This window comes from Streptomyces sp. NPDC088923 (genome assembly GCF_044749745.1).
Lineage (GTDB): Bacteria > Actinomycetota > Actinomycetes > Streptomycetales > Streptomycetaceae > Streptomyces.
This window is the reverse complement of record NZ_JBIVIO010000008.1, coordinates 68,127-89,187: the sequence shown is the minus strand read 5'-3', so window position 1 is coordinate 89,187 and position 21,061 is coordinate 68,127. Positions and strand designations below refer to the sequence as shown.

General features: G+C 71.4%; 20 protein-coding genes. 16 read left to right on the top strand and 4 right to left on the bottom strand.

Annotated elements, in window-relative coordinates:
* Positions 1-20: 20 nt before the first annotated feature.
* Together rpmG and ACIP4O_RS25625 are read left to right on the top strand one after the other, a co-directional pair.
* Positions 21-185 carry a 50S ribosomal protein L33 gene (rpmG, locus tag ACIP4O_RS25630; RefSeq protein ID WP_361323329.1) on the top strand — a complete coding sequence of 55 codons (165 nt, stop codon included), beginning with the start codon at positions 21-23 and terminating at the stop codon, positions 183-185.
* A gap of 250 nt (positions 186-435) precedes the next feature.
* Positions 436-684: a DUF397 domain-containing protein gene (locus ACIP4O_RS25625; protein ID WP_361324043.1), complete on the top strand. Its 249-nt coding sequence runs from the start codon at positions 436-438 to the stop codon at positions 682-684.
* A gap of 116 nt (positions 685-800) precedes the next feature.
* Here ACIP4O_RS25625 and ACIP4O_RS25620 read toward each other — a convergent pair whose 3' ends face one another.
* The gene (locus tag ACIP4O_RS25620) at positions 801-1,262 is read right to left on the bottom strand and encodes an ATP-binding protein (RefSeq protein WP_401577895.1); all 462 of its coding nucleotides are present in this window, start codon (positions 1,260-1,262) and stop codon (positions 801-803) included.
* A gap of 308 nt (positions 1,263-1,570) precedes the next feature.
* On the opposite strand from ACIP4O_RS25620, the gene ACIP4O_RS25615 reads away from it, so the two are divergent.
* The 4 genes from ACIP4O_RS25615 to ACIP4O_RS25600 all read left to right on the top strand — a co-directional run bounded on the left by ACIP4O_RS25615 (position 1,571) and on the right by ACIP4O_RS25600 (position 5,834).
* Complete coding sequence (locus tag ACIP4O_RS25615) at positions 1,571-2,461, top strand: helix-turn-helix transcriptional regulator (protein WP_009067818.1); 891 nt, start codon at positions 1,571-1,573, stop codon at positions 2,459-2,461.
* Positions 2,462-2,702: 241 nt separating this feature from the next.
* Positions 2,703-4,169: an aldehyde dehydrogenase family protein gene (locus ACIP4O_RS25610; RefSeq protein WP_361323322.1), complete on the top strand. Its 1,467-nt coding sequence runs from the start codon at positions 2,703-2,705 to the stop codon at positions 4,167-4,169.
* Between the two features lie 132 nt (positions 4,170-4,301).
* Entirely contained in the window at positions 4,302-4,835 is a 534-nt protein-coding gene (locus ACIP4O_RS25605; RefSeq protein WP_401577894.1) for a DinB family protein, read from the top strand.
* Positions 4,836-4,985: 150 nt separating this feature from the next.
* Positions 4,986-5,834, top strand: a complete 849-nt coding sequence (locus tag ACIP4O_RS25600; RefSeq protein ID WP_401577892.1) for an alpha/beta hydrolase family protein — start codon at positions 4,986-4,988, stop codon at positions 5,832-5,834.
* Between the two features lie 19 nt (positions 5,835-5,853).
* Here ACIP4O_RS25600 and ACIP4O_RS25595 read toward each other — a convergent pair whose 3' ends face one another.
* Positions 5,854-7,266, bottom strand: a complete 1,413-nt coding sequence (locus ACIP4O_RS25595; RefSeq protein WP_401577890.1) for a glutamate decarboxylase — start codon at positions 7,264-7,266, stop codon at positions 5,854-5,856.
* Positions 7,267-8,017: 751 nt separating this feature from the next.
* Between ACIP4O_RS25595 and ACIP4O_RS25590 the strand changes: the two genes are divergently transcribed.
* The 9 genes from ACIP4O_RS25590 (at position 8,018) to ACIP4O_RS25550 (ending at position 16,669) form a co-directional block, all read left to right on the top strand.
* A complete protein-coding gene (locus ACIP4O_RS25590; RefSeq protein WP_401577888.1) occupies positions 8,018-8,389 on the top strand; it encodes a hypothetical protein in 372 nt (123 codons plus the stop codon).
* The gene (locus tag ACIP4O_RS25585) at positions 8,389-9,294 is read left to right on the top strand and encodes a formylglycine-generating enzyme family protein (protein WP_401577887.1); all 906 of its coding nucleotides are present in this window, start codon (positions 8,389-8,391) and stop codon (positions 9,292-9,294) included. Before ACIP4O_RS25590 ends, ACIP4O_RS25585 begins: the two co-directional genes overlap by 1 nt.
* A gap of 54 nt (positions 9,295-9,348) precedes the next feature.
* Positions 9,349-9,636, top strand: a complete 288-nt coding sequence (locus ACIP4O_RS25580) for a MoaD/ThiS family protein (protein ID WP_401577885.1) — start codon at positions 9,349-9,351, stop codon at positions 9,634-9,636.
* Between the two features lie 50 nt (positions 9,637-9,686).
* Positions 9,687-10,739, top strand: coding sequence for a hypothetical protein (locus ACIP4O_RS25575; protein WP_401577884.1), 1,053 nt, complete (start codon positions 9,687-9,689; stop codon positions 10,737-10,739).
* A 2-nt stretch (positions 10,740-10,741) separates the two neighbouring features.
* A complete protein-coding gene (locus ACIP4O_RS25570) occupies positions 10,742-11,032 on the top strand; it encodes a phosphopantetheine-binding protein (RefSeq protein ID WP_401577882.1) in 291 nt (96 codons plus the stop codon).
* Entirely contained in the window at positions 11,029-12,318 is a 1,290-nt protein-coding gene (locus tag ACIP4O_RS25565) for an aminoacyl--tRNA ligase-related protein (protein WP_401577880.1), read from the top strand. Before ACIP4O_RS25570 ends, ACIP4O_RS25565 begins: the two co-directional genes overlap by 4 nt.
* The gene (locus tag ACIP4O_RS25560; protein WP_401577878.1) at positions 12,315-13,565 is read left to right on the top strand and encodes an acetyl-CoA carboxylase biotin carboxylase subunit family protein; all 1,251 of its coding nucleotides are present in this window, start codon (positions 12,315-12,317) and stop codon (positions 13,563-13,565) included. Before ACIP4O_RS25565 ends, ACIP4O_RS25560 begins: the two co-directional genes overlap by 4 nt.
* Positions 13,562-14,845 (top strand): MFS transporter, encoded by a 1,284-nt coding sequence (locus tag ACIP4O_RS25555; RefSeq protein WP_401577877.1) that lies wholly within the window; start codon positions 13,562-13,564, stop codon positions 14,843-14,845. The genes ACIP4O_RS25560 and ACIP4O_RS25555 overlap by 4 nt, the downstream gene beginning before the upstream one ends.
* Before the next feature lie 495 nt (positions 14,846-15,340).
* On the top strand, positions 15,341-16,669 hold the full coding sequence (locus tag ACIP4O_RS25550) for a VTT domain-containing protein (RefSeq protein ID WP_401577875.1): 1,329 nt from the start codon (positions 15,341-15,343) through the stop codon (positions 16,667-16,669).
* Positions 16,670-16,706: 37 nt separating this feature from the next.
* On the opposite strand, the gene ACIP4O_RS25545 is transcribed toward ACIP4O_RS25550, so the two are convergent.
* Positions 16,707-18,422 (bottom strand): threonine/serine exporter family protein, encoded by a 1,716-nt coding sequence (locus tag ACIP4O_RS25545; protein ID WP_401577873.1) that lies wholly within the window; start codon positions 18,420-18,422, stop codon positions 16,707-16,709.
* 171 nt (positions 18,423-18,593) lie between these two features.
* Positions 18,594-19,085: an inorganic diphosphatase gene (locus ACIP4O_RS25540; protein WP_031000939.1), complete on the bottom strand. Its 492-nt coding sequence runs from the start codon at positions 19,083-19,085 to the stop codon at positions 18,594-18,596.
* Between the two features lie 208 nt (positions 19,086-19,293).
* Between ACIP4O_RS25540 and dacB the strand changes: the two genes are divergently transcribed.
* Entirely contained in the window at positions 19,294-20,823 is a 1,530-nt protein-coding gene (dacB, locus tag ACIP4O_RS25535) for a D-alanyl-D-alanine carboxypeptidase/D-alanyl-D-alanine-endopeptidase (protein ID WP_401577871.1), read from the top strand.
* The last annotated feature ends 238 nt before the right edge of the window (positions 20,824-21,061 follow it).

Below are 21,061 nucleotides of genomic sequence, written 5' to 3'. Positions count from 1 at the left end.
CATATGCGTACACTGGGGGCATGGCTCGCAACGAACTCCGTCCCCTCGTCAAGCTCCGCTCCACGGCGGGCACCGGCTACACCTACGTGACCCGCAAGAACCGCCGCAACGACCCCGACCGCATGGTGCTGCGCAAGTTCGACCCGGCCGCCGGGCGGCACGTCGACTTCCGCGAGGAGCGCTGATCCCTCGCGCCCGGCACCCTGCGTAGGCGCCCTACGCAGAGTGATGTGCGCCACGTCTCCACGAGCCGGCCCCCTTGCGGGGCCGGCTTTCGCGTGTTCAGGAGGGGAACCACCGCCTCCCGGGAAGCCTGTAGTCAGGGGGACACCCCACGTGCACGTGCATCTGCTCATGCATCAGCACATGAACGCGGCTATGATCACGCGCAGTTGACCGATGCACCATTGGCCACAGCACCACCGGGAGCAACCAGTGCACCAGGCGTACAACGGCATGGCGGCAACCGAACTCCAGAAGGTCCACCAGGTCGTCTGGCAGAAGAGCCGGCACAGCAATTCCCAGGGCACCTGCGTGGAGTTCGCCCGGCTCCCGGGCGGCGACGTCGCTGTGCGCAACTCCCGCCACCCCGAGGGCCCGGCGCTCGTCTACACGCGCGCCGAGATCGAGGCCATGCTCCTCGGTGTGAAGGACGGGGAATTCGACCACCTCGTCACGGGCTGAGGGCGACTTTCGCGGGAAGGCGGGGCCGCGCGCGGTCCCCCGTACGAAAAAGAGCGGTGTCCGCGGACAGCGGCACCGCTCGTCGGCCTTCCCGGGGCCTCAGCGGGCCCCCGCGCTCACACCCGGAACAGCGCCCACACCATCTTCCCGTGCGGCGTCCCGGCGAGCGGGTGCCAGCCCCAGCTCTCGCTGAAGGAGTCCACGAGGAAGAGGCCGCGCCCGCACTCCGCGCCGAAGTCCTCCGCGCGCGCCACCGGGCTCGCGTCGCTCGGGTCGCGCACCGCGCACATCAGGCGGCCCGCCCAGCGCATGAGGTGCAGGCGCACGGGGCTCTCGTCCGGGGTGTCCTCGGGCGCGGGCTGGGGGAGGGCGTGGCGCAGGGCGTTGGTGACGAGTTCGGAGACGACGAGGGCGATGTCGTCGGCCAGTTCGGCCAGTTCCCAGCGGTCCAGCGTCGAACGGGCGAACTGCCGCGCCTCGCGCACGCCTTCGAGGCGGGTGCTCAAGGCGCAGGAGGCGGCGTCGCTGACCGTCGCGGGGTCGAGCGGTGGTAGCCCTTGCCTCTGCGGGTCGAGCATGGTCGATCCATTCGTCCCCATGCGAGGCACTCCCGGAATTCGCGATGGCTGCGCGGCGGTGCGCCCCCATCGTGGCGGAACGCACACAGCGGATGCAAGGGCAGATGCACGTGCACGCGCCGGAATTGCCGCCACACCTACCACTTCACCCCTATTTCTTCCCGCCAACTCGCGGCAACTCTTCCCGGCACATGACACAAGCTTTCCGTTTCCGTAACCGAACGAGTACGGCATGGAGCCTTTTAGTGGCAGACTGCGGGGCTTGGAGGCAACGCCCTTGACGTCCTATGGAGGGGAGGCTGGGTGTCGTGACCGCAGGGGACTGGGGGCAGCCCCAGGCCGAGGGGGCAGGCGGAGGCTCGGTCGTACGGCGCATCCTGCTCGGCTCGCAGCTGCGGCGGCTGCGCGAGTCGCGCGGGATCACTCGCGAAGGCGCCGGCTACGCGATCAGGGCCTCGGAATCGAAGATCAGCCGCATGGAGTTGGGACGGGTGAGCTTCAAGGCGCGGGACGTGGAGGATCTGCTCACGCTCTACGGCGTGCACGACGCGGCGGAGCGCGGTCAGCTGCTCGGCCTCGCGAAGGAGGCGAACATCGCGGGCTGGTGGCACAGTTACTCGGACGTCCTGCCGAGCTGGTTCCCGACGTACGTGGGCCTGGAGGGCGCCGCCTCGGTGATCCGGGTCTACGAGGTGCAGTTCGTGCACGGGCTGCTCCAGACCGAGGCCTACGCGCAGGCTGTCGTGACCAAGGGGATGCCGGGCGGGGACCCCTCCGAGATCGAACGGCGCGTCGCGCTGCGCCTGGAACGCCAGAAGGTCCTGGTCGCCGAACGCGCCCCGCGCTTCCACGCGGTGCTCGACGAGGCAGCGCTGCGCCGCCCGTACGGTGACAGGGGCGTCATGCGCGGACAGCTGGAGCACCTCATCGAGATGTCCCAGCACGAGAACGTGACGCTCCAGGTGATGCCGTTCAGCTTCGGCGGGCACTCGGGCGAGAGCGGCGCCTTCTCCCTGCTCGGCTTCCCCGAGTCGGACCTCTCCGACCTCGTCTACCTCGAACAGCTCACGAGCGCGCTCTACCTCGACAAACCCGAGGAAGTCGCCCTCTACGGAAGCACGTTCGAGCGGCTGAGCGCGGACTGCCCGGGCCCCGAGGAGAGCCGCGACCTGCTGCGGGGGCTGCTCCAGCTGATGTGAGGCGGCGGGGGCGAGGACAGACCCGTGCGGACGGGGGCGGCTTCCGTACGGACGCGCGAATTCCGCGCGGGCGCGGGCGGGTTGTGGACGGGAGCGGTGCCCCGTTCCCGTAGCACAACGTCCCCCGCTCGGCCCAGCCCCTGCCCCCCTCGGGCCGCGCGCGCGTACCATGCACGCCAACGGGGAGTCGCGAAAGGGTCATTGGACCCTCGCGGCACGCGCAACCGGCAAGGAATGGACCATGTCGTTCTTCACCGACCTGTCCCACCAGTACATCGACGGCGAATGGCGCGTCGGCCGGGGTTCCTGGGACGTCATCGACTTCAACCCGTACAACGGCGAGAAGCTCGCCGCCGTGACCGCGGCGACCGGCGTCGAGGTCGACGAGGCCTACCGGGCGGCGGCGCGGGCGCAGCCCGGCTGGGCCGCCGCGGGGCCGCACGCGCGCCGCGAGGTCCTGGAACGGGCCCGCAGCGCGCTCGTCGGTCTACGCGAGGAGACCGCCGAGGCGATGATCGCCGAACTCGGCGCGACGCGCGCGAAGGCGTACTACGAGATCGACCTCGCCGCCGAGTTCCTGCGGCACGCCGCCGGGGTCGCCGTGATGCCCGACGGGGAACTCCTGCCCGCGCTCACGCCGGGAAAGGAGAACCGCGTCTACCGCGAGCCCGCCGGGGTCGTCACCGTCATCAGCCCCTTCAACTACCCGCTGCTCGTGACGCTCAAGTCCGTCGCGCCCGCGCTCGCGCTCGGCAACGCCGTCCTCGTCAAGCCCAACCAGAACACCCCGATCGTCGGCGGCGGCCTCATCGCCCGTATCTTCGAGCTGGCCGGACTGCCCGCCGGGGTGCTCAACGTGCTCGTCACGGACATCGCCGAGATCGGCGACGACCTCATCGAGCACCCCGTCCCGAAGGTCATCTCCTTCTCCGGCTCGGACCGCATCGGCCGCCACGTCGCCGCCGTCGCCGCGCGCGCCCTCAAGCGCACCGTCCTCCAACTCTCGGGCAACGGCGCCTTCGTCGCGCTCGGCGACCTCACGGGCGCGGCGCTCGACCAGGCCGTCGACGCGGCCGTCTTCAGCCGGTACGTGTACCAGGGCCAGGTGTGCATGGCCGCCAACCGCATCCTCGTGGACCGCGCGCTCGAACCCGAGTTCAGCGCCCGCTTCACCGAGCGCGTGGCCGCGCTGCGCACCGGCGACCCGGCCGACCCGGCGACCCAACTCGGCCCCGTCATCGACTCCTTCCACGCCGAGGCACTCACGGCGCTCGTCGACGAGGCGCTCGCCGAGGGCGCGACACCGCTCCTGCACGGCCGCACCGTGGGCAACCTCGTCGAGCCCACGATCCTCACCGGGCTCTCGCCGCACTCGCCGCTGCTGCGCCAGGAGATCTTCGGGCCCGTCGCGCTCCTCGTCCCCTTCGACGGCGACGAGGAGGGCCTGCGCCTCACCAACGACACGCCGTACGGGCTCAGCAGCGCGGTCCACACCGCGGACGCCGAGCGCGGAGTCGCCTTCGCCCGGCGCGTCGAGGCCGGGATGATCCACGTCAACGGCACGACGATGGAGGACGACCCGATGGCGGCGTTCGGGGGCGTCAAGCGCTCCGGGATCGGGCGGCTCAACGGGCAGGCCTCGGTGGACGCGTTTACGACGCAGCGGTGGATCTCGGTGCAACACGGGCCCGCGACGTACGAGTTGTGAGTGGGCGGGGCCCCGCGCGGGCGCGCGGGCTCGGGGCCGTGGTGCGCCGGTGACTGGCGGACCGGCCCTGTCCGCGATCGCCCCTACCTTCCTCGTACCGGCCCAACGGGGCCACCGGAGAAGGAGAAACCCATGGTCAAGCACGTCGGTCCCGAGCTACCCGGCGACGAGAGGGGCGCGCTGCTCGCCTTTCTCGACGAGCAGCGGGGCGCCCTCCGCCGCGCCACGCTCGGGCTCACCGAGGAGCAGGCGCGGCAGCGGCCCTGCGCGAGCGGACTGAGCCTCGGCGGGCTCCTCAAGCACACCGCCGAGACCGAGCAGGGCTGGCTCGCCCGCGCCCGGGGCATCGCCCCCGACACCGAGCGCACCCCGGACAACTGGCACGAGAGCCACGTCCTGCTCGACGGCGAGACCCTGGAGGGCACCCGCGCCTACGCCGAGAAGGTCGCGCGCGAGACCGAGGAGTGGATCAGGTCGCGTCGGAGCCTCGACGAGACCTTCCCGCTCCCCAAGGCCCCCTGGTTCCCCGACGCCGAGGCCGTCTCGCTGCGCTGGCTCCTCCTCCACCTCATCCGCGAGACCGCCCGCCACGCGGGCCACGCCGACATCCTGCGCGAGCAGCTGGACGGCGAGACGGCGTTCGCGCTGGTGGAGCGGGAGGGCTGAGCGGATGCCGGACGCGCGGGACGGCTGAGCGGACGCCGGACGCGCGGGAGGGCTGAGCGGAGGGGAGGCGCGAGGACGCGGGCCCGCGCGGGCGGGGCGGCGCGCGGGGGCCGGGTGCCTGGGCGGGCGGGGACGGGGCAGGCGGGGGAGATGACGACCTCGCGCGAGATCACGTTCGCGAGCGGTGCGACGCACCTGGCCGGGCTGCTCGCCCTGCCCGGCGGACCCGCCCCGTCCGGCGCGGGCCGGGCGGGCGTCGTGCTCGTCGGGGGTTCCGGCCCCACCGATCGCGACAACGGCACGTACTTCCCACCGCTGCGCGCCCGCCTCCTCGCCGCCGGGTTCGCCGTCCTCTCGTACGACAAGCGGGGGGTCGGGGCCTCCGGCGGGGACTGGCGCGCGGGAGGGCTGGCGGAACTCGCCGAGGACGCGGCGGCCGCGCTCGCCCGGCTCCGCGCGGAACCGGGCGTGGACCCGGCGGCCGTACGGCTCTTCGGGCACAGCGAGGGCGGCTGGGTGGCACTGCGGGCCGCCGCGCGGGGCGGTCCCGAGAGGCTCGTCACAAGCGGCTGCCCCGCGGTGACCCCCGCGGCCCAGGAGCGCCACGCCCTCGCCGTGCGCGGCGCGGCCCCGGAGGTCCTCGGCCTGTACGACCGGCTGATCGCCGCCGGACGCGCGGGCGTGGGCTTCGCGGCGGCGGACGAACTGCTCGCGCGGGCGGGCCGCCCCGCGGAACTCGACCCGTTCTGGGCGGGAGTGGACGCGCGGACCTGGGCCTTCCTCGTACGGAAGCAGGACCACGACCCGCTGCTCGACGCCGCGCGCCTGCGCTGCCCCCACACCGCGCTCTACGGCGCGGACGACCCGCTCGTGCCCGTCGCGGCGAGCGCCCGCGTTTTCGCGGGGGCGGCTCCGCGCGCCACGGCCGTACTCGTCCCGGGAGCGGGCCACCGGCCCCCGGCGGAGGACATCGCGCGGGCGCTCGGCGCGCGGGAATAGGAGGGCCCGCCCCGCCCCCTCAGTGGTGGAACGCCGTCGCCCGCTCCCTGCTGTGTGTCACCGGGTGCGGCTGGGCGCGGAGTTGGGGGAGCAGGGCCTCCAAGTCGCCGAGCAGCAGGTCCGCCAGGTCGGACGAGAAGCCGTTGCGGCAGACGATGCGCAGGACCGAGAGATCCTCGCGGTTCTTCGGGAAGGTGTACGCGGGGACGAGCCAGCCGCGTTCGCGCAGGCGCCGGGAGACGTCGAAGACGTCGTAGGCGGTGACATCGGACGTCGTCGTGAAGGCCAGGACCGGGAGCGCGTCGCCCCGCGTCAGCATCCTGAAGTCGCCCAGTGCCTCGATGCGTTCGGCCAGCTCCCGCGCCACGTCCCTGCTCGACTGCTGCACCGCCCGGTAGCCCTCGAAGCCCAGCCGCAGGAACGTGTAGTACTGCGCGACGACTTGCGCCCCCGGCCGGGAGAAGTTCAGCGCGAAGGTGGGGAGTTCGCCGCCCAGGTAGTTGACGCGGAAGACCAGCTCCTCGGGCAGCGCCTCCTTGTCCCGCCACAGCGCCCAGCCCACGCCCGGGTACACGAGCCCGTACTTGTGGCCCGAGGTGTTGATCGAGGCGACACGCGGCAGCCGGAAGTCCCACACGAGGTCCGGGTCGAGGAACGGCGCGATCATCGCACCGGAAGCGCCGTCCACGTGCACGGGGATGTCGAGCCCGGTCCGCTCCTGGAGCGCGTCGAGCGCCGCGCACAGCTCCGCGATGGGCTCGTACGAGCCGTCGAACGTCGAGCCGAGGATGCCGACGACGCCGATCGTGTTCTCGTCGCACAGCTCCACCGCCGCCTCGGGCGAGAGGTGGTACCGCTCGCCCTCCATCGGCACCTGCCGCGCCTCCACCTCCCAGAAGTCGCAGAACTTCTCCCAGCACACCTGCACGTTGATCCCCATCACGAGGTTCGGCCGCGCACTGCCCGGATAGCGGTCCTTGTTCTTCCGCGTCCACCGCCGCTTGAGCGCCATCCCCGCGAGCATGCACGCCTCGCTCGACCCCGTCGTCGAACACCCCATGACGTTCCGCGCGTCCGGGGCGTGCCACAGGTCGGCGAGCATCGCGACGCAGCGTCGCTCCAGCTCCGCCGTCCGCGGGTACTCGTCCTTGTCGATCATGTTCTTGTCGAGGCACTCGCTCATGAGCACCCCCGCCTGCGGCTCCATCCACGTCGTGACGAAGGTGGCGAGGTTGAGCCGCGCGTTCCCGTCGAGCATCAGCTCGTCGTGCACGAGCTGGTACGCCGGGTGCGGGGCCATCGGCTCGCGCGGCAGCCGGTGCCTGGGCGGGGCCTCGCGCATCCCGCCGAGCGGGTCGGCCTCGCCGAAGAAGGGGTTCACGGCGAGCGGCTTCTCCCGCTCCTTCGGGTCCTCGGGCGGGTGGTGCAGCATGGCGCTCCCTCGGGGGTACGGGGCGGGCGGTACGGGGCCCGGTGTCGCGGGCAGCGTAGGCGGATCTCGGGCGAAAACCGGGCAATTCGCCACGTCGCGTGCTCGGCGCCGCGCAGCCGCATGGGCGCCCTCCCTGCCACGAGCGGCCCCGGGGAAGAGCCGGTGCGCGCTCAGCCCCAGCGCCACCCCCGCGACGCGACACTCCCGCGCTCCGCCGCGCCCAACGGCCGCCTCGCCAAGCCGACCGCCGCCTCACCACGCCGACCGCCGCCTCACCACGCCGGAAGCGCCCACCGGGCCGCCCCGCCCCGATCGTGTTCGACTACTTACCGCACCCAACAGCCGGAAGGCCCTGATTGCCTCGACTATTTCCCTAACCTCCCCATATTGATTCCGCCCATTAATAATGTGTTCACATCCCGTTCGCAAACATGTAGGGTTCAGCCAACTCGGCAGACACACCAAGGTCTTGCCGGAGCACTCGTCAGCCGTCACCCGGCTCTTGGCGCGCAAATGGGGGTTGGTCCCGCTCAGACGTTCAAAGGCGATTGTCTTCGCGGATCAGCGTGCTTTCGTCTCCGCGAGTTGATCGCGGCGACTGATCGAAGGTGGCCAATCAGTGCAACCTGTCGTATTCGAGCGTGAATTGCTCGATCGTTTCATCGCCGAAGTCAAGGCGAGATTTCCCCGAAAGACTTTCGGGTATTTCCTCTCCAGTACCCGGTTCGGTCCTCCCGAGGACTACATCATCATGGACGAGAACGTCCGGGATGACTGGATCGAGGACTTCCACGCCTACGGCAACTACTACGTGGACCATCACGACGCCGGATTCCTGGCCACGCCGGAGGAGACCTGGCGGATCGAGCGGGAGATCCGGCAGCGCTCCCTGGTCACGGTGGGGGTGTTCCACAGCCACCAGCGTCACCCGGCGATCCTGACGTCGGTCGATGTCGATTTCCATCCGTCGCCCGACCTGTGGCACCTCCTCATCGTCCTGCGCAACCTCGACTACCCCCTGGTGCGCACCTTCGAGGTGACGAAGGAGGGCGCCGGCCGCGAGGTCGACCACCAGGTGGTGGAGTCACTGCCTCGTACGGCGGCGCGGAAGGTGATCGCCTGATGACGCTCCTCGACTCGCGCGCTTCGCTCCGTACGCTCGCGCGCACTCTCCAGCGGGACGGCCTGACGGACCGGGACCTCGTGATCGACCGCGTGCGGAGCGCGTTCGCACTGGACGCCGCGGGACGCCCGGCCGTCACCGATGGCGAAAGCCTGCACCACGCCTGGTCCGCCGCGGGTGCGCTGGGCGGTGCCATGCGTGAGGAATTGACCGCGGCCTGGCGGGCGTCGGGGCGCGGCCGACTCGGCGACCGCCTCGCGGACGACCTCGTGCGCCTCGACGGCGGGACCTTCGGCATGGGTACGCCGGACGGCTCGGCACTCGTGTACTGCGGTGAACAGCCCGCACATCAGGTGCGGATCGACGCCTTCGCGATCGGTCGCGTCCCCGTCACGAACGCTCGGTTCCGCGAGTTCCGGCCCGGCCACGCCGACGGTGCCGCCGATGACCTGCCGGCGGTGGAGATCACCTGGTACGACGCGGCCGCGTTCGCGCTGTGGGCCGGGTATCGCCTCCCCACGGAAGCGGAGTGGGAATTCGCCGGTCGCGGTGGCGAGGACGCGCCGTACGGTGACGTCGACCCCGAACAGCTCCCGGCCTACGCCTGGTTCAGTGAGAACTCCAAGGGCGCGCTTCACCCAGTGGCCACCCGCCGGGCGAACGCCTACGGCATCCACGACCTGTTCGGCAATGTCTGGGAGTGGTGCGCGGACACCTACGCGGCCGACTTCTACTCCCACGCACCCGGGATCTCGCCGCTCAATGACGCGCCGGGCCCCGAGCGGGTGTCCCGGGGCGGCAGCATGCACGCCTTCACCGACATGTGCCGTCGCGCCTTCCGGCACCACGAGCCCGCTGACTACTGGGCCTACGACGTCGGTTTCCGGCTCGCCGCCGACCTCTGATCCGCGGCCCGCGCCTCCCGCCTGCCGCCCTCTCCTTCACCCTTCAGGAGCACCATGCTCAAGATCACGCTGCCGAATTTCATCAGCGACCTGCTCTCCGCCGAGCAGGGTGGAAAGTCGTCAACGGTTCGCATTCCGGCGGAAAAACTCGCAGACGTTCACGCGTACTTCGCCGAGCGGCACCCGAACGCCTCGGCAAAGATGTTCGAAACGGACGGATCTGTCCGCAAGAACGTCATTCTCGTACTCAACGACGAACTCCTCTCGCGCTCCGAGTACTCGGCCACCGCATTCAATGACGGCGACGAGCTGTCCCTCCTGGTGCAGTTCGCCGGCGGCTGACCGCGACAGCCTGCCCGCCGCCACCCAGATCTCCAGCAAGGAAGCACGTCGTGTCCACAAACATAAGGTCCTTCACGGAATCAAGCCTTCCCGAGGATCAGTACACCAAGGCGATCGAGTACGTCTGCTACGAGCGGAACTTCTTCTACATCTACTCGACGTTCTACGATTTCAAGTCCTTTCCCCTCGTGCATCTCGATCGATTCATCGGTTGGCGTCACGACGCGGGTGTCGAGCCACTGCTTCCGGTGTCCAACGGATTCGCGGACCTCCTCGACGCGCAGGTGCGAGACAGTTCGAGCACCGCTCCCGAGCACCTGTGGGACTCCCTGTACGGTCTCTTCGACCAGGGACACAAGGTCTCCGTCAACATGTGGGTGACGCACACCGACGGCACGCCCTACGTCACCTCCGTGCTGCTGGAGGGCATGGACGACGACAAGACCGTCTACTTCACGAAGGTCAACGAAACCCTCAACCGCACCTGCTCGCCGCTGACCTTCGCCGAACTCACCGAGAAGATCGCCCCGGACGACGACGGCACCATCGGCCTGACGGTCATCAAGGACTCGGAGGTCGTCCGCTCGCTGGCCGCCCTGCCCCCGCTGGACGCGTTCCGCCGGCTCTTCCACGACCTGTACGGGTACGAGTTCGCGGACGGCCGACTGGTCAGGGCGGGGCAGCCGGTCGCCCTCGACCTCACGGGCTTCGACGAGCTGATCGCCCACCTGGAACAGGCCGAGTCCGAGGTGATCGTGGACGGCGCCGTACCCAAGCAGCAGCAGTTCCGGCTGAACAAGCACATCCACAACCGGTTCGTTCCCATCCAGTACTACCTCGGGTACGTGCTGGCCACGCCGGAGCTGTCGGCGCTGGTGTCCGAGGAACTCGCCGACCGGGTGCGGGAGCGGATGACGGAGATGGAGCAGGCGCTCAACACCGTCCTGAAGTTCGCCAGCCTGCTGGTGCAGCGTCCGCAGTCCGCGATCTACGGCATGTACGTGGACGCGATCAAGCAGCTGCGCGCCGTGCAGCCCGCCTACCAGCAGGTCAACCTCGACGTGCTGCGCGCCCTCGCCCGCCCCGCCACCCAGGAGGTCTGACCATGCGCCAGCGCACCCCGGCCGACTGGGTTCCCGAGCTGTTCACCGGCTTCCTGACGGAGGACGTGATCCGCCGTGCCGTCGAGGACTTCACCGCCCAACGCGAGATCCCACTGGTTCAGTTGGGCATCGACTCGATGGCGGTGATGGGACTCGTACTGAACCTGGAGAGCGTCTTCGGGCTCCAGATCGACTACGCGTCGTTCGACATCCGGACCCTGGCCACGATGGGCAGCATCGAGGACTACCTGGTCGCTGCCGACGTCCTGGCCGACGGTGGGTCGGCCGCATGAGACTCTCCTTCGGCCGCGCGGTCGGCAACCCGGCGGTCCAGGGCACACTCCGCACCCAACTGCGCTTCCACTACCCCCGTATCACCGAGGTGACGTTCACGGACGACACCGTCGAGGTGGTGGGGGAGGGGCTGGACGAGGCCGAGCTGTCCGCGTTCGTCCAGCGCGTGACCCGTACGTTCGCGGCACTGCCGAACGTGCCGGTGCGGGTGCGCTACGACTCGGCGGCCCGGCCGGCCGCCGGCGCATGGGTGCCCTCCCACGACGCGGAGGCGTTCGACGCCGCCGCGCGGTCGCTCGCCGCCGACTTGGAGGAGGCCGCGGCCGACCGGCCGGCCCGTCGCACACCCGACGTGGGGAGTCGTCCGGCGGGACGCGGCCTCAACGTCTACGGGCATGACGAGGCATCGCTGCACCGCGTGCTCGATCACTTCCTGCGCCGCTACTTCCAAAGGGCGTACGGAGCGCAGGAATTGCGGGTCCCCTCGATGATCCCGACGGCCGTGGTGGACCGGGCGGGGTACATCGAGACGGCGCGTCAGCACCTCAGCTTCGTTTCCCCGCTCGACCCCGCGCCGGGCCCCTTCGAGGAATTCCTGCCGTACTGGCGTGAAACCGCCTCCCAGGGCAGCGCTCGGGACGCCGGCATCCACGCCTACCTGGGAATCCCGCGGGACGTCCTCAATCCCGCGCTGTGCCTGCACTGCTACCCACTGCTCGAATCGGCCGTGGTCACCGCGGCAACGCCTGCCGTCCTCACCTTGACCGGGAGCTGCTTCCGCGACGAGTCGGGCAATCTCAACCACGCGGAGCGGCTGCGGGAGTTCGCCATGCGTGAGGCCGTGGTGGTGGGTACGCCCGAGACCGTGGACCGCGTCCACGGCGAGCTGGCCGACTTCATGATCGCCACGGCGGAGCTGCTCGGGCTCGACTTCCGCCTGGAGAGCGCCACGGACATCTTCTTCAACGACGGTGCGCCTCAGCTGCTCTTTTCGCAGCTGCTGTCGGACAACAAGTTCGAGCTGGCCGTCCAGGACCCAGCGACCGGTCAGAGCGTGGCCACCGCCTCGCTCAACAAGCACCAGACCCACTTCACGGAACCGTTCGGCATGAAGACCGAGGACGGCAGGCCCGCCGTCTCGTTGTGCGTCGGGTTCGGCATCGACCGGCTCGCCCTGGCCCTGGTCCGCGGGGCCGCGGGCAGGCAGGCACCGGTCCTGGAGAGCCTGCGGGACGCGGTCGTCGAGCACCTCGCGACGCGGAGCGGTCCGGGAGGGACGCGATGAACAAGCGACTGATCGCCCTGGAGTCCCCCGACTTCTTCCTCGCCGAACTCGACCGCATCGCCGCCGAGGAGGGCGACGAGGTGTACGTCCTGTCCCACCAGGGACGGCACGACGGCCGCGACCGTGTCCTCCGGATCGACGCTCGCGCCGACCACGAGGGCGCTCTGCGCGAGATCACCGATCGGGTGGGGCGCCCCGACGCCGTCCTCACCACGCAGGAGATGTTCCTGACCCAGGCCGCCGCCCTCGCGGACGCCTTCGGCGTCCTGCGCGACCCGTTGGCATCCGTCGCCGCGTCGCGGGACAAGGCCAGGATGAAGGACGCCTGGCTCGCGGCCTGTGTCCGGACCCCGCAGGGCCGCTTCTACGGCACGGCCGCCGATCTCGACTCCGCCGACCGGTTCGCGTACCCCGTCATCGCCAAGCCCTCCATGGGCTTCGCGAGCTGCGGGGTGCGCAAGGTGGATTCGGCCGCCGAGCTGAGCGAGCACCTGCGGAAGATCTTCCTGGTCAACTCCACCGTCGTCGCCAAGGAACGGCTGCGGGGTGCCGGTTTCCTGGTCGAGGAGTACGTGGAGGGACCCGAGTTCTCCATCGACACCATCTGGTACGACGGCGAGCCGCTGTGCGACGCGATCCTGTCCAAGGGCACGGCGACAGGCCCCTACTTCCCCGACCGCCTGTACTACCTCGACCCACGGCTGCCCGAAAAGACGGCCCGCAAGATCGAGGACCTCTCGCACCGGGCCGTACGCGCCCTCGGCATCGGCCACGGCGCCACCCACACCGAGATCCGCTTCCGGGGCGACGAGCCCTTCGTCCTGGAAACGACGAACCGCCCCGGCGCCGGCGGACTGTTCTACACCCTCTTCAAGACCGCGCTGGGCATCGACTTCCACCGGCTCTACTACCTCGCCGCCGTCTGCGACAGCGCCGACGAACTGGCCGAGCGCGCGGGCACCTGGAAACCGTACGACCTCCAGCCCGACACCTATCCCTTCTGGTACAACATGCCGCACCAGGGCAACGGGGTGCTCAAGGAGATCCGCGGACTGGCGGAACTCACCGCCCGCCCCGAGATCGACCTGTGCCTGTGCTACAAGCAGCCGGGGGCGGTGCTCTACCCGGAGGGCCTCGACGCGGACTACTTCTGCTCCCTGCTCGGCACCTACCGCAGGGCCGAAGGCGCCCCTCCGATCGAGGAGTTCGTCACCGGCTACGACACCGCGCTTGAGGTGATCTTTTGACCTCCCTCACCCCGGTGCCCGCGCTGAAGGGCATACGCGGCCGCGACTTCCTGACCGTGGCGGTCAGCAACCTGGTCTCGCGCATGGGCACGGTCGTCTTCGACGTCGTGCTCGCCTGGTGGCTGGTGCGGAGCACGGGCTCCACCGTCGCCTCCGGGTTCGTCCTCGCCGCCTCCACGCTGCCGATCGCGGTGCTGAGCCCGCTCAGCGGGGTCTTCGTGGACCGCTGGAACAAGAAGCGCGTACTGGTGGCCACCGACGCGGTCAGTGCGCTGGCGGCACTCGCCGTGGCCGTCATGGCACATCAGGGTTTCGTCAACATCCCAGCGCTGGTGGTCTGTTCGGCTCTGCTCGGCATCTGTGCCTCCCTGTTCAAGCCCGCCGTGCGGGCCGTCGTCCCGGCGGTGGTGGCCAAGGAGAGCCTGGCCAAGGCGAACTCCCTCACCACCAACTTCGCCGAGACCACCAAGGTCGTCGGCCCGGTCGCCGGAGCCTCGCTCATGGCCGTCCCCGGAGTCGGAGTGACCGGGGCATTGCTCGTCAACGCACTCTCGTTCGGCCTCTCCGCCCTCGCGCAGGCCACGATCACCTTCCGTCCCGCGCCCCGCACCGCTCCCAAGGAGAGGGTGCGGGAGGGGCTGACCGCGGGACTGCGCTACATCAAGAGGCAACGGCTCGTACGCGACCTGCTCCTGATGTGCGGCGTGGTCAACTTCTTCCTCGTCTCCTTCACCATCCTGCTGCCCCTGTACGTCACCGACGTCCTGCACAGGGGCAGCGGCGCCTACTCCTCGGCACTGACCGCCGAGGCCCTCGGCGGCGTCGCGGTGACCGTGCTCTTCCTGGCCCGCCGCGAGATCCGCCCCCGGCCCACCCAACTCGCCTGGTACGTCGCCGGAACGGGCCTCTCGCTGGCCTTGATCCCGCTCGTACCGTCGTGGACGGGCCTGCTCGCACTGTCCTGCGCACAGGGCGCGCTCATGGGCGCCTTCAACACCCTGTACTTCACCTATGTCCAAGAGGTGGTGGCCCCGGAGTTCCTGGGCCGGGTCTTCTCCTTGGTGTACATGGTGGCCGTCGCGGTCATGCCGGCCTCGTACCTCGTCTTCGGCTTCCTGGGCGAGCACGTCGTCACCACCGCGTTCCTCTACACCGGCATCGGCACCCTGCTCACCAGCCTGCCCTTCCTGCGCATGCGTGCCGAGGAGGCCCAGGACGAGCCCTCGGCCGGGGCGGCGCCCGACGAGCCGGCTCCTGTGCCCGCACCCGCCGAGGAGTGAAGCCCCGCCCGCGGGCGCCATCGATCCGCGTGGCCGCCTTCGGTACCCGCCCCGGAACGGCCGGGCACGCGCTGTGGGGCGTCGAGGCCCGAGAACACGGAGCCGCCCGAGCCGGACGCCCTCATCGCCCGGTGCCGCGAGCGCCTCGCGGGGCAGGGGTGCCCGCGCCGTGTGGAATGGGCCACTCGTGCCGCTGGGCCCCTCGCACAAGATCCGCAAGCGGGAGCCGCGCGAGCGGTACGCCTGAGGGAGAGGACCGGGCGGGACGGGACCAGGCGGGATGGGAGCGGACAGGAGTGGGCGGGACCCGGCGGGAGAGGCCCGGGCCGGGCGGAAAGGGGGCGGCGGGGCGGCGGGGGCGGGAACGCGGGTGGGGCGGGCCTCGTTGGTAGCTTTGCTACCGCATGACTTTCCCCCAGCGGCGGAACGATCCCCGCCACCTCTCCGCCGAACGGTCGTCCCCCGCCGGCCAGGACCCCCAGGAGCCCGAACGTCGTGAACTCGCTTGCTCTCGGACCGAGCTGGCTCGATCCCAACACCATGCTCGACAACTTCGGCATCTGGGGACTCGCACTCATCGTCTTCGCCGAGTCGGGGCTGCTCATCGGCTTCTTCCTGCCCGGCGACTCGCTGCTCTTCACGTGCGGACTGCTCATCACGAGCAACCAGCTGGACTTCCCGCTCGCCGGGGCCATCGCGATCATCTGCGTCGCGGCGATCCTCGGTGACCAGGCCGGATACCTCTTCGGCAAGAAGGTCGGGCCCTCGCTCTTCAACCGGCCCGACTCGAGGATCTTCAAGCAGGAGAACGTGCAGAAGGCGCACGAGTTCTTCGAGAAGTACGGCGCGAAGTCGCTCGTCCTCGCCCGCTTCGTGCCCGTCATCCGCACCTTCACGCCGATCATCGCGGGCGTCAGCGGCATGGCCTACCGCTCCTTCCTCACCTTCAACGTCATCGGCGGCGTCCTGTGGGGCGCGGGCGTGACGCTGCTCGGCTCGTGGCTCGGGAAGATCGACTTCGTCAAGGAGAACATCGAGTTCATCCTCGTCGCGATCGTCCTCGTCTCGGTCGTGCCGATCGCGATCGAGTACCTGCGGGCGCGCGGCAAGAACGGCAAGGACTCCTCCTCAGGCTCCGCCACCCCCTCGGCGCACGCCGAGGACCCCGCCCGCCGCGAGGAGGACGGCCCGCGGGACCCCGGCACCTCCCCGCAGTCCGCGTGGAACAGCGCCCCGTACACCGACGGGTCCCGGCCCGCCCCTGGCCAGCAGCCCCCCGCCCCCTACGGCGGCACCCCCTACGGCGCCCCGCAAACCCCCGGCGACTACGCCCCCCAGCAGCCCCCGGCGGGCCCGCAGCCCTACGGCGGCGAGACCTACGGCGGCCAGCAGGGCGCCTACGGCCAGCAGGCCCCCTACCAGTCCCCGCAAGCGCCGCAGTCCCCGCAGCCGTACGGGCAGCAGCAGTACCCGCCCCCGTACGACGCCGGGCAGCAGGGCCAGCAGGCAGGCGGCTACGGCCGACCGGCCCCGGCCCCGTACGACGAGAACAGCGGGCAGAACCCGTACGGCAACGGTCAGCAGGCCCCGTACCACGCTCAGCCCCCGGCCTACGGCGGTCAGCCGCAGCCGTACGGGCAGCAGCAGCCCCAGGCCTACGGGCAGCAGCCGTACCCGCGGCAGCCCGCGCCCCAGCAGCCGGACGGCGGCTACCAGGAGGCCGACGCGACCCAGCCCTTCCCCGCCTACGAACAGGAGCAGGCGTACGGTCAGCGGCCGCCGCGCGGCGGCTACGGCTACCCGGACGAGGAGCCGCGCCGCTGAGCGGTCGCGCGGAGTGCGCACGGGCCCGGGGCGGGCGTCAGAAGCCCCGGGTCCGTTTCGCTCCCTTGCGCGTGATCGTGCCGGGCACCCGCAGGAACAGCCGGGAGATCTCCGAGCCCAGGTTGACGCCGATCGCGATCGCGAGCGCCGTCGCGACCGCCCGGGAGAGCGACAGCAGGCCGTCGTCCAGCTCGTTCTGCGCGATGCCGAGCAGCCCGTAGTACGTCGCGGAACCGGGCAGGAGCGGCCCGATCGCGGCCGTCACGTACGGCAGCGAGGAGGCGAACTGGTAGCGCGAGAGCAACTGCCCGAACAGGCCCACGAGCCCGGCGGCGACCGCCGTCGCCGCGACGGGCGAGATCTTGCCCGTGAAGTGCATCGAGCCGTAGATGAGCCACGCCACGCCGCCGTTGAGCGCGACGGGGATCACCGTCGAGCGCTCCTGCTGGAGCAGCACCGCGAAGGCGAGGGACAGCGCGACCGAGGCCAGGAGCTGCGCGACCGGCCTGTTCACGGCGTTCACGGCCACGTCCGGGTCGAGACTGGCGTGCAGCTGGACGCCCGCGTACAGCACGACGAGCACCCCGATGACGATCCCGACGAAGAAGTACAGGACCTCCAGGAGGCGCGCGGCCGCGGTGATGTAGTAGCCGGTCAGCCCGTCCTGCACCCCGGCGACGAGCGCCCGCCCCGGCAGCAGCGCGAACAGGCCACCGGTGATGACGGCCGAGGCCCGCAGGTCCGAGTGGGCGAGGTTGAGGGTGACGCCGATCGCGGCGGGCGGCGTCGCCGCGACGAGGAACTGGTAGAACTCCGGCAGCCCGCGCCCGGCGGCGAGCCACGCGAGCCGGTCGCCGAGCATCGCGCCGATCGCCGCGCAGAAGAAGACCGCGACCCCACCGCCGACGAGCACGGACGCGCTCCCGGCGAGCAGCCCGTTCGCCCCCGTGAGCGCCCAGCCCGGGTACGGGTGCCTGTTGCGCCGTATCACCGCGAGCCGCCGGTACGCCTCTTCGAGCGAGACGTCCGTGCCCGGCGAGGTGAGGTCGTCGACGAGCTGGAAGACGGCGGACAGGCGCGTGTAGTCGGTGCCGCGCCGCCGCACGGTGCGCGCGGCGGTCACCGGGTCCTCGACGAGGCTCGGCTGATAGCTGATGTTCAGGAGCGTGAAGGTGACGTTCGGTTCCACGCGGTCGAGCCCGTACGAGCGCGAGACGGCGAACATCGCGGCCTCGACGTCCTCGGCGCCCTCGCCGCCCGCGAGCAGCAGCTCACCGATACGCAGCGTCAGGTCGAGGACGCGCGGAACGGCCGGCCCCTCCTCGGCGTCGTGCTTCTGCGCCGACTCGGGGGTCGGACGCTCGGCGACCGGCATGCGCAGCATCGTGCGCATCCGGTCCTGCCACGGCGCCTCCTTCGTCAGGCGCAGGATCGGGACGCCCTCGGCGGGCGTGAAGGCGGGCGGCGCGTGGTGGGCGTCGTAGGTGTGGGGGAGGGAGAAGGCGGAGGTGGTGCTCGCGGACGTGTCGGTGTCGGCGGGCTCGGGCGGGACGAAGCCCTCGGGGAGGGCGAACTCCGAGGTGACCTGTGGGTCGTCCTCGGCCTTCGGCTCGGTCCTCGGCGGGGCGGACGCGAGGCCGGAGGGCGGCGAGAAGGCGCTGCGGGCCTCGTCGGACTGCGGCTTCGCGGAGCCCTCGTCCGGCTCCGGGCCGTCCGCCGCCGCGGCACGGCCCCGGTCCTCCGCCTCGCTCACCTGTCGCCACGCTCCTCGCTCCGCTGATCCGTCCCCCGGCTTCGGCTCACCCACTGGACAGCACGGTAAACGCCGTGGCGCCGGGCGGCCCGGCGAGCCCGCACGGGGCACGGCACGGCGAGGGGCCGTACGGAAACCCGTACGGCCCCTCGGAACCGGCCCGCCAGTGGCTCAGTGGCCGCCCTGCTCCTTGAGGCGCTTGCGGCTCGCCTCGATCTCGGCCTCGGCCTCGGCGCGGCCGACCCAGTCCGCGCCCTGGACCTCCTTGCCGGGCTCCAGGTCCTTGTACGACTCGAAGAAGTGCTTGATCTCGTCGCGCAGGAACGGCGAGACGTCCTCGATGTCCTGCAGGTGCGCGAAGCGCGGGTCCCCGGCGGGGACGCACAGCAGCTTGTCGTCGCCGCCCGCCTCGTCGGTCATCTTGAACATGCCGATCGTGCGCGCCTCGACGAGGACGCCCGGGAAGAGCGGCTCGTCCAGGATGACGAGCGCGTCGAGCGGGTCGCCGTCCTCGCCGAGGGTGTCCTCCACGAAGCCGTAGTCCGTCGGGTACGCCATCGACGTGTACAGGCGGCGGTCCAGGCGCACCCGACCGGTCTCGTGGTCCACCTCGTACTTGTTGCGCGAACCCTTCGGGATCTCGATCGTGACGTCGAACTCCACCGCTGGCTCCTCCATGTCGGTACGTGTCCGAACGTGGCCGTGCCACGCCCGTTGCTGAGCTGTTCGTGACTGCGTCCGACCGGGGGACCCCGTCCGGCTCCGGTCCCGGGGAGGGACCCGTACGGACCGGGGCGCCGTGCTCGCGGTAAGGCGCAGTGGTTAAGTGTCCCTCACTCCGCTCAGTGATCGTGAAAGGGGCTGGTCCGCCGTGCCCGAGCCGAAGCCGCTCGCCCGCCTCCGGCCCCGCGGCCCCCTCACGAGCCTCCGGCTCACGGCCGGTGCCGCCGTCGCCGGGCTCCTGATCGCCGGCGGCACCGCGGTCCTCGCCGGCCCCTACGACTCCTCCGGACAGCGCGTCGCCGAGGCCCGCCGCGCCGCCGCGAGCCCCGCCCCCGGCGCCGCCGGACCGCAGGCCGTACGCCAACACCGCCCCCTCACCTCCGCCGGGCTCCCCTCCCCGGCCCCGAGCGCGGGCCCCGTGCTCGACGGGCTGCGCACCGGCGGCGGCGACAAGGCCGGCGGCCGGGGCCCCGCCCTCGCGGGCCGCCTCGACCCGCTCCTCGCCGTGCGCGAACTCGGCAAGAAGCCCGCCGCCTCCGTCGTCGACCTCACGAGCGGCGAGCAGGTGTACGGGAACCATGCCGCCACCGCCGCCACCCCGGCCTCCGTCACCAAGATCGCCACCGCCGTCGCCGCACTCGACGCCCTCGGCCCGGACCACCGCATCGAGACCCGCGTCGAGCAGGACGGCCACCGCCTCGTCCTCGTCGGCGGCGGCGACCCCACCCTCACCGCCCGCGCCCACCCCGGCGGGTACGCGAGCCTGCGCACCCTCGCCACCCGCACCGCCGAGGCACTCCGCGCGAAGCCGGGCACGTACACCCTCGTCTACGACACCTCGCGCTACGCGGGCACCACCCGGCACCCCATAGGCCCCAACGAGAACCTCGCCCCCGTCACGGCGCTCATCGCCGACGAGGGCCGCCTCGACTCCAGCGACCACGGCCCCGCTGAACGCGGCACCGACCCCGCGCTCGACACCGCCCGCCGCTTCCACGACCTCCTCACGGACGCGGGCGTGAAACTCCGCGACAAGGTCGAGACGGGCGACGGCAAGAAGTCCCCCGCCGAGGACCCGTCGACGTCCGCGACACCGGGCGACGACGGCAAGAAGGGCCCCGAGGAGATCGCCTCCGTCTCCTCCGCGCCCCTCGCCACGATCGTCGAGCGGATGCTCACCTACTCGGACAACGACATCGCCGAGCACCTCGCCCGCCAGACCGCCCTCGCGACCGGCGCCAAAGCCGACTTCAAGGGCGCCGCCGGGGCCGTGCGCGACCGCCTCGCAAAACTCGGGCTGCCCGTCGACGGCACGTCCTTCCACGACGGCAGCGGCCTCGACCGCGCCGACAAGCTCACCCCCGGCCTCCTCACCGCGCTCCTCGCCGAAGCCGCCCGCAAGGACCAGCCCGGGCTGCGCCCCGTCCTCACGGGCCTTCCCGTCGCCGGCTTCACCGGCACCCTCGCGACCCGCTACACCGCCGACCACAACAAGGCCGGCACCGGCCTCGTCCGCGCCAAGACCGGCACCCTCACCGGCGTCAACACCCTCGCCGGCACCGTCGTCACCCGCTCCGGCCGCCTCCTCGGCTTCGCCTTCATGAGCCACGACGCCCCCGACCCGATGGCGGCCCAGGCGGCACTGGACAAGATGGCGACGGCACTCGCGGAAAGCTGAGGGCGGCGGGGTGGCGGGGAGGCGGGGCGGCGTCGCCCTCGTTTTCCGGTCCCTCCGTTTTCCGGTCCCTCCCGCTGTGGGCAGGCTTCCGCGGGGCGCAAGGGTGGGCACAGCGGGACCCCACAGGCAGGGCGAGGCCGGGCGGAGGGGCCCGCCCGCCAGGAGGCCCGCCCGCCAGGAGACCCGCCCCGCCCCGGGGCGAACCCGCGAACACGCCGCCCCCGCGCCCGTACCGCCC

Excerpts from the sequence above, each read along its gene's own strand:
- ACIP4O_RS25570 (WP_401577882.1), top strand. The coding sequence starts at position 10,742 with ATGCGCCAGCGCACCCCGGCCGACTGGGTTCCCGAGCTGTTCACCGGC.
- ACIP4O_RS25600 (WP_401577892.1), top strand. The coding sequence starts at position 4,986 with ATGACGACCTCGCGCGAGATCACGTTCGCGAGCGGTGCGACGCACCTG.
- ACIP4O_RS25585 (WP_401577887.1), top strand. The coding sequence starts at position 8,389 with ATGACGCTCCTCGACTCGCGCGCTTCGCTCCGTACGCTCGCGCGCACT.
- ACIP4O_RS25605 (WP_401577894.1), top strand. The coding sequence starts at position 4,302 with ATGGTCAAGCACGTCGGTCCCGAGCTACCCGGCGACGAGAGGGGCGCG.
- ACIP4O_RS25595 (WP_401577890.1), bottom strand. The coding sequence starts at position 7,266 with ATGCTGCACCACCCGCCCGAGGACCCGAAGGAGCGGGAGAAGCCGCTC.
- ACIP4O_RS25610 (WP_361323322.1), top strand. The coding sequence starts at position 2,703 with ATGTCGTTCTTCACCGACCTGTCCCACCAGTACATCGACGGCGAATGG.
- rpmG (WP_361323329.1), top strand. The coding sequence starts at position 21 with ATGGCTCGCAACGAACTCCGTCCCCTCGTCAAGCTCCGCTCCACGGCG.
- ACIP4O_RS25580 (WP_401577885.1), top strand. The coding sequence starts at position 9,349 with ATGCTCAAGATCACGCTGCCGAATTTCATCAGCGACCTGCTCTCCGCC.
- ACIP4O_RS25560 (WP_401577878.1), top strand. The coding sequence starts at position 12,315 with ATGAACAAGCGACTGATCGCCCTGGAGTCCCCCGACTTCTTCCTCGCC.
- ACIP4O_RS25565 (WP_401577880.1), top strand. The coding sequence starts at position 11,029 with ATGAGACTCTCCTTCGGCCGCGCGGTCGGCAACCCGGCGGTCCAGGGC.
- ACIP4O_RS25590 (WP_401577888.1), top strand. The coding sequence starts at position 8,018 with ATGGACGAGAACGTCCGGGATGACTGGATCGAGGACTTCCACGCCTAC.
- ACIP4O_RS25620 (WP_401577895.1), bottom strand. The coding sequence starts at position 1,262 with ATGCTCGACCCGCAGAGGCAAGGGCTACCACCGCTCGACCCCGCGACG.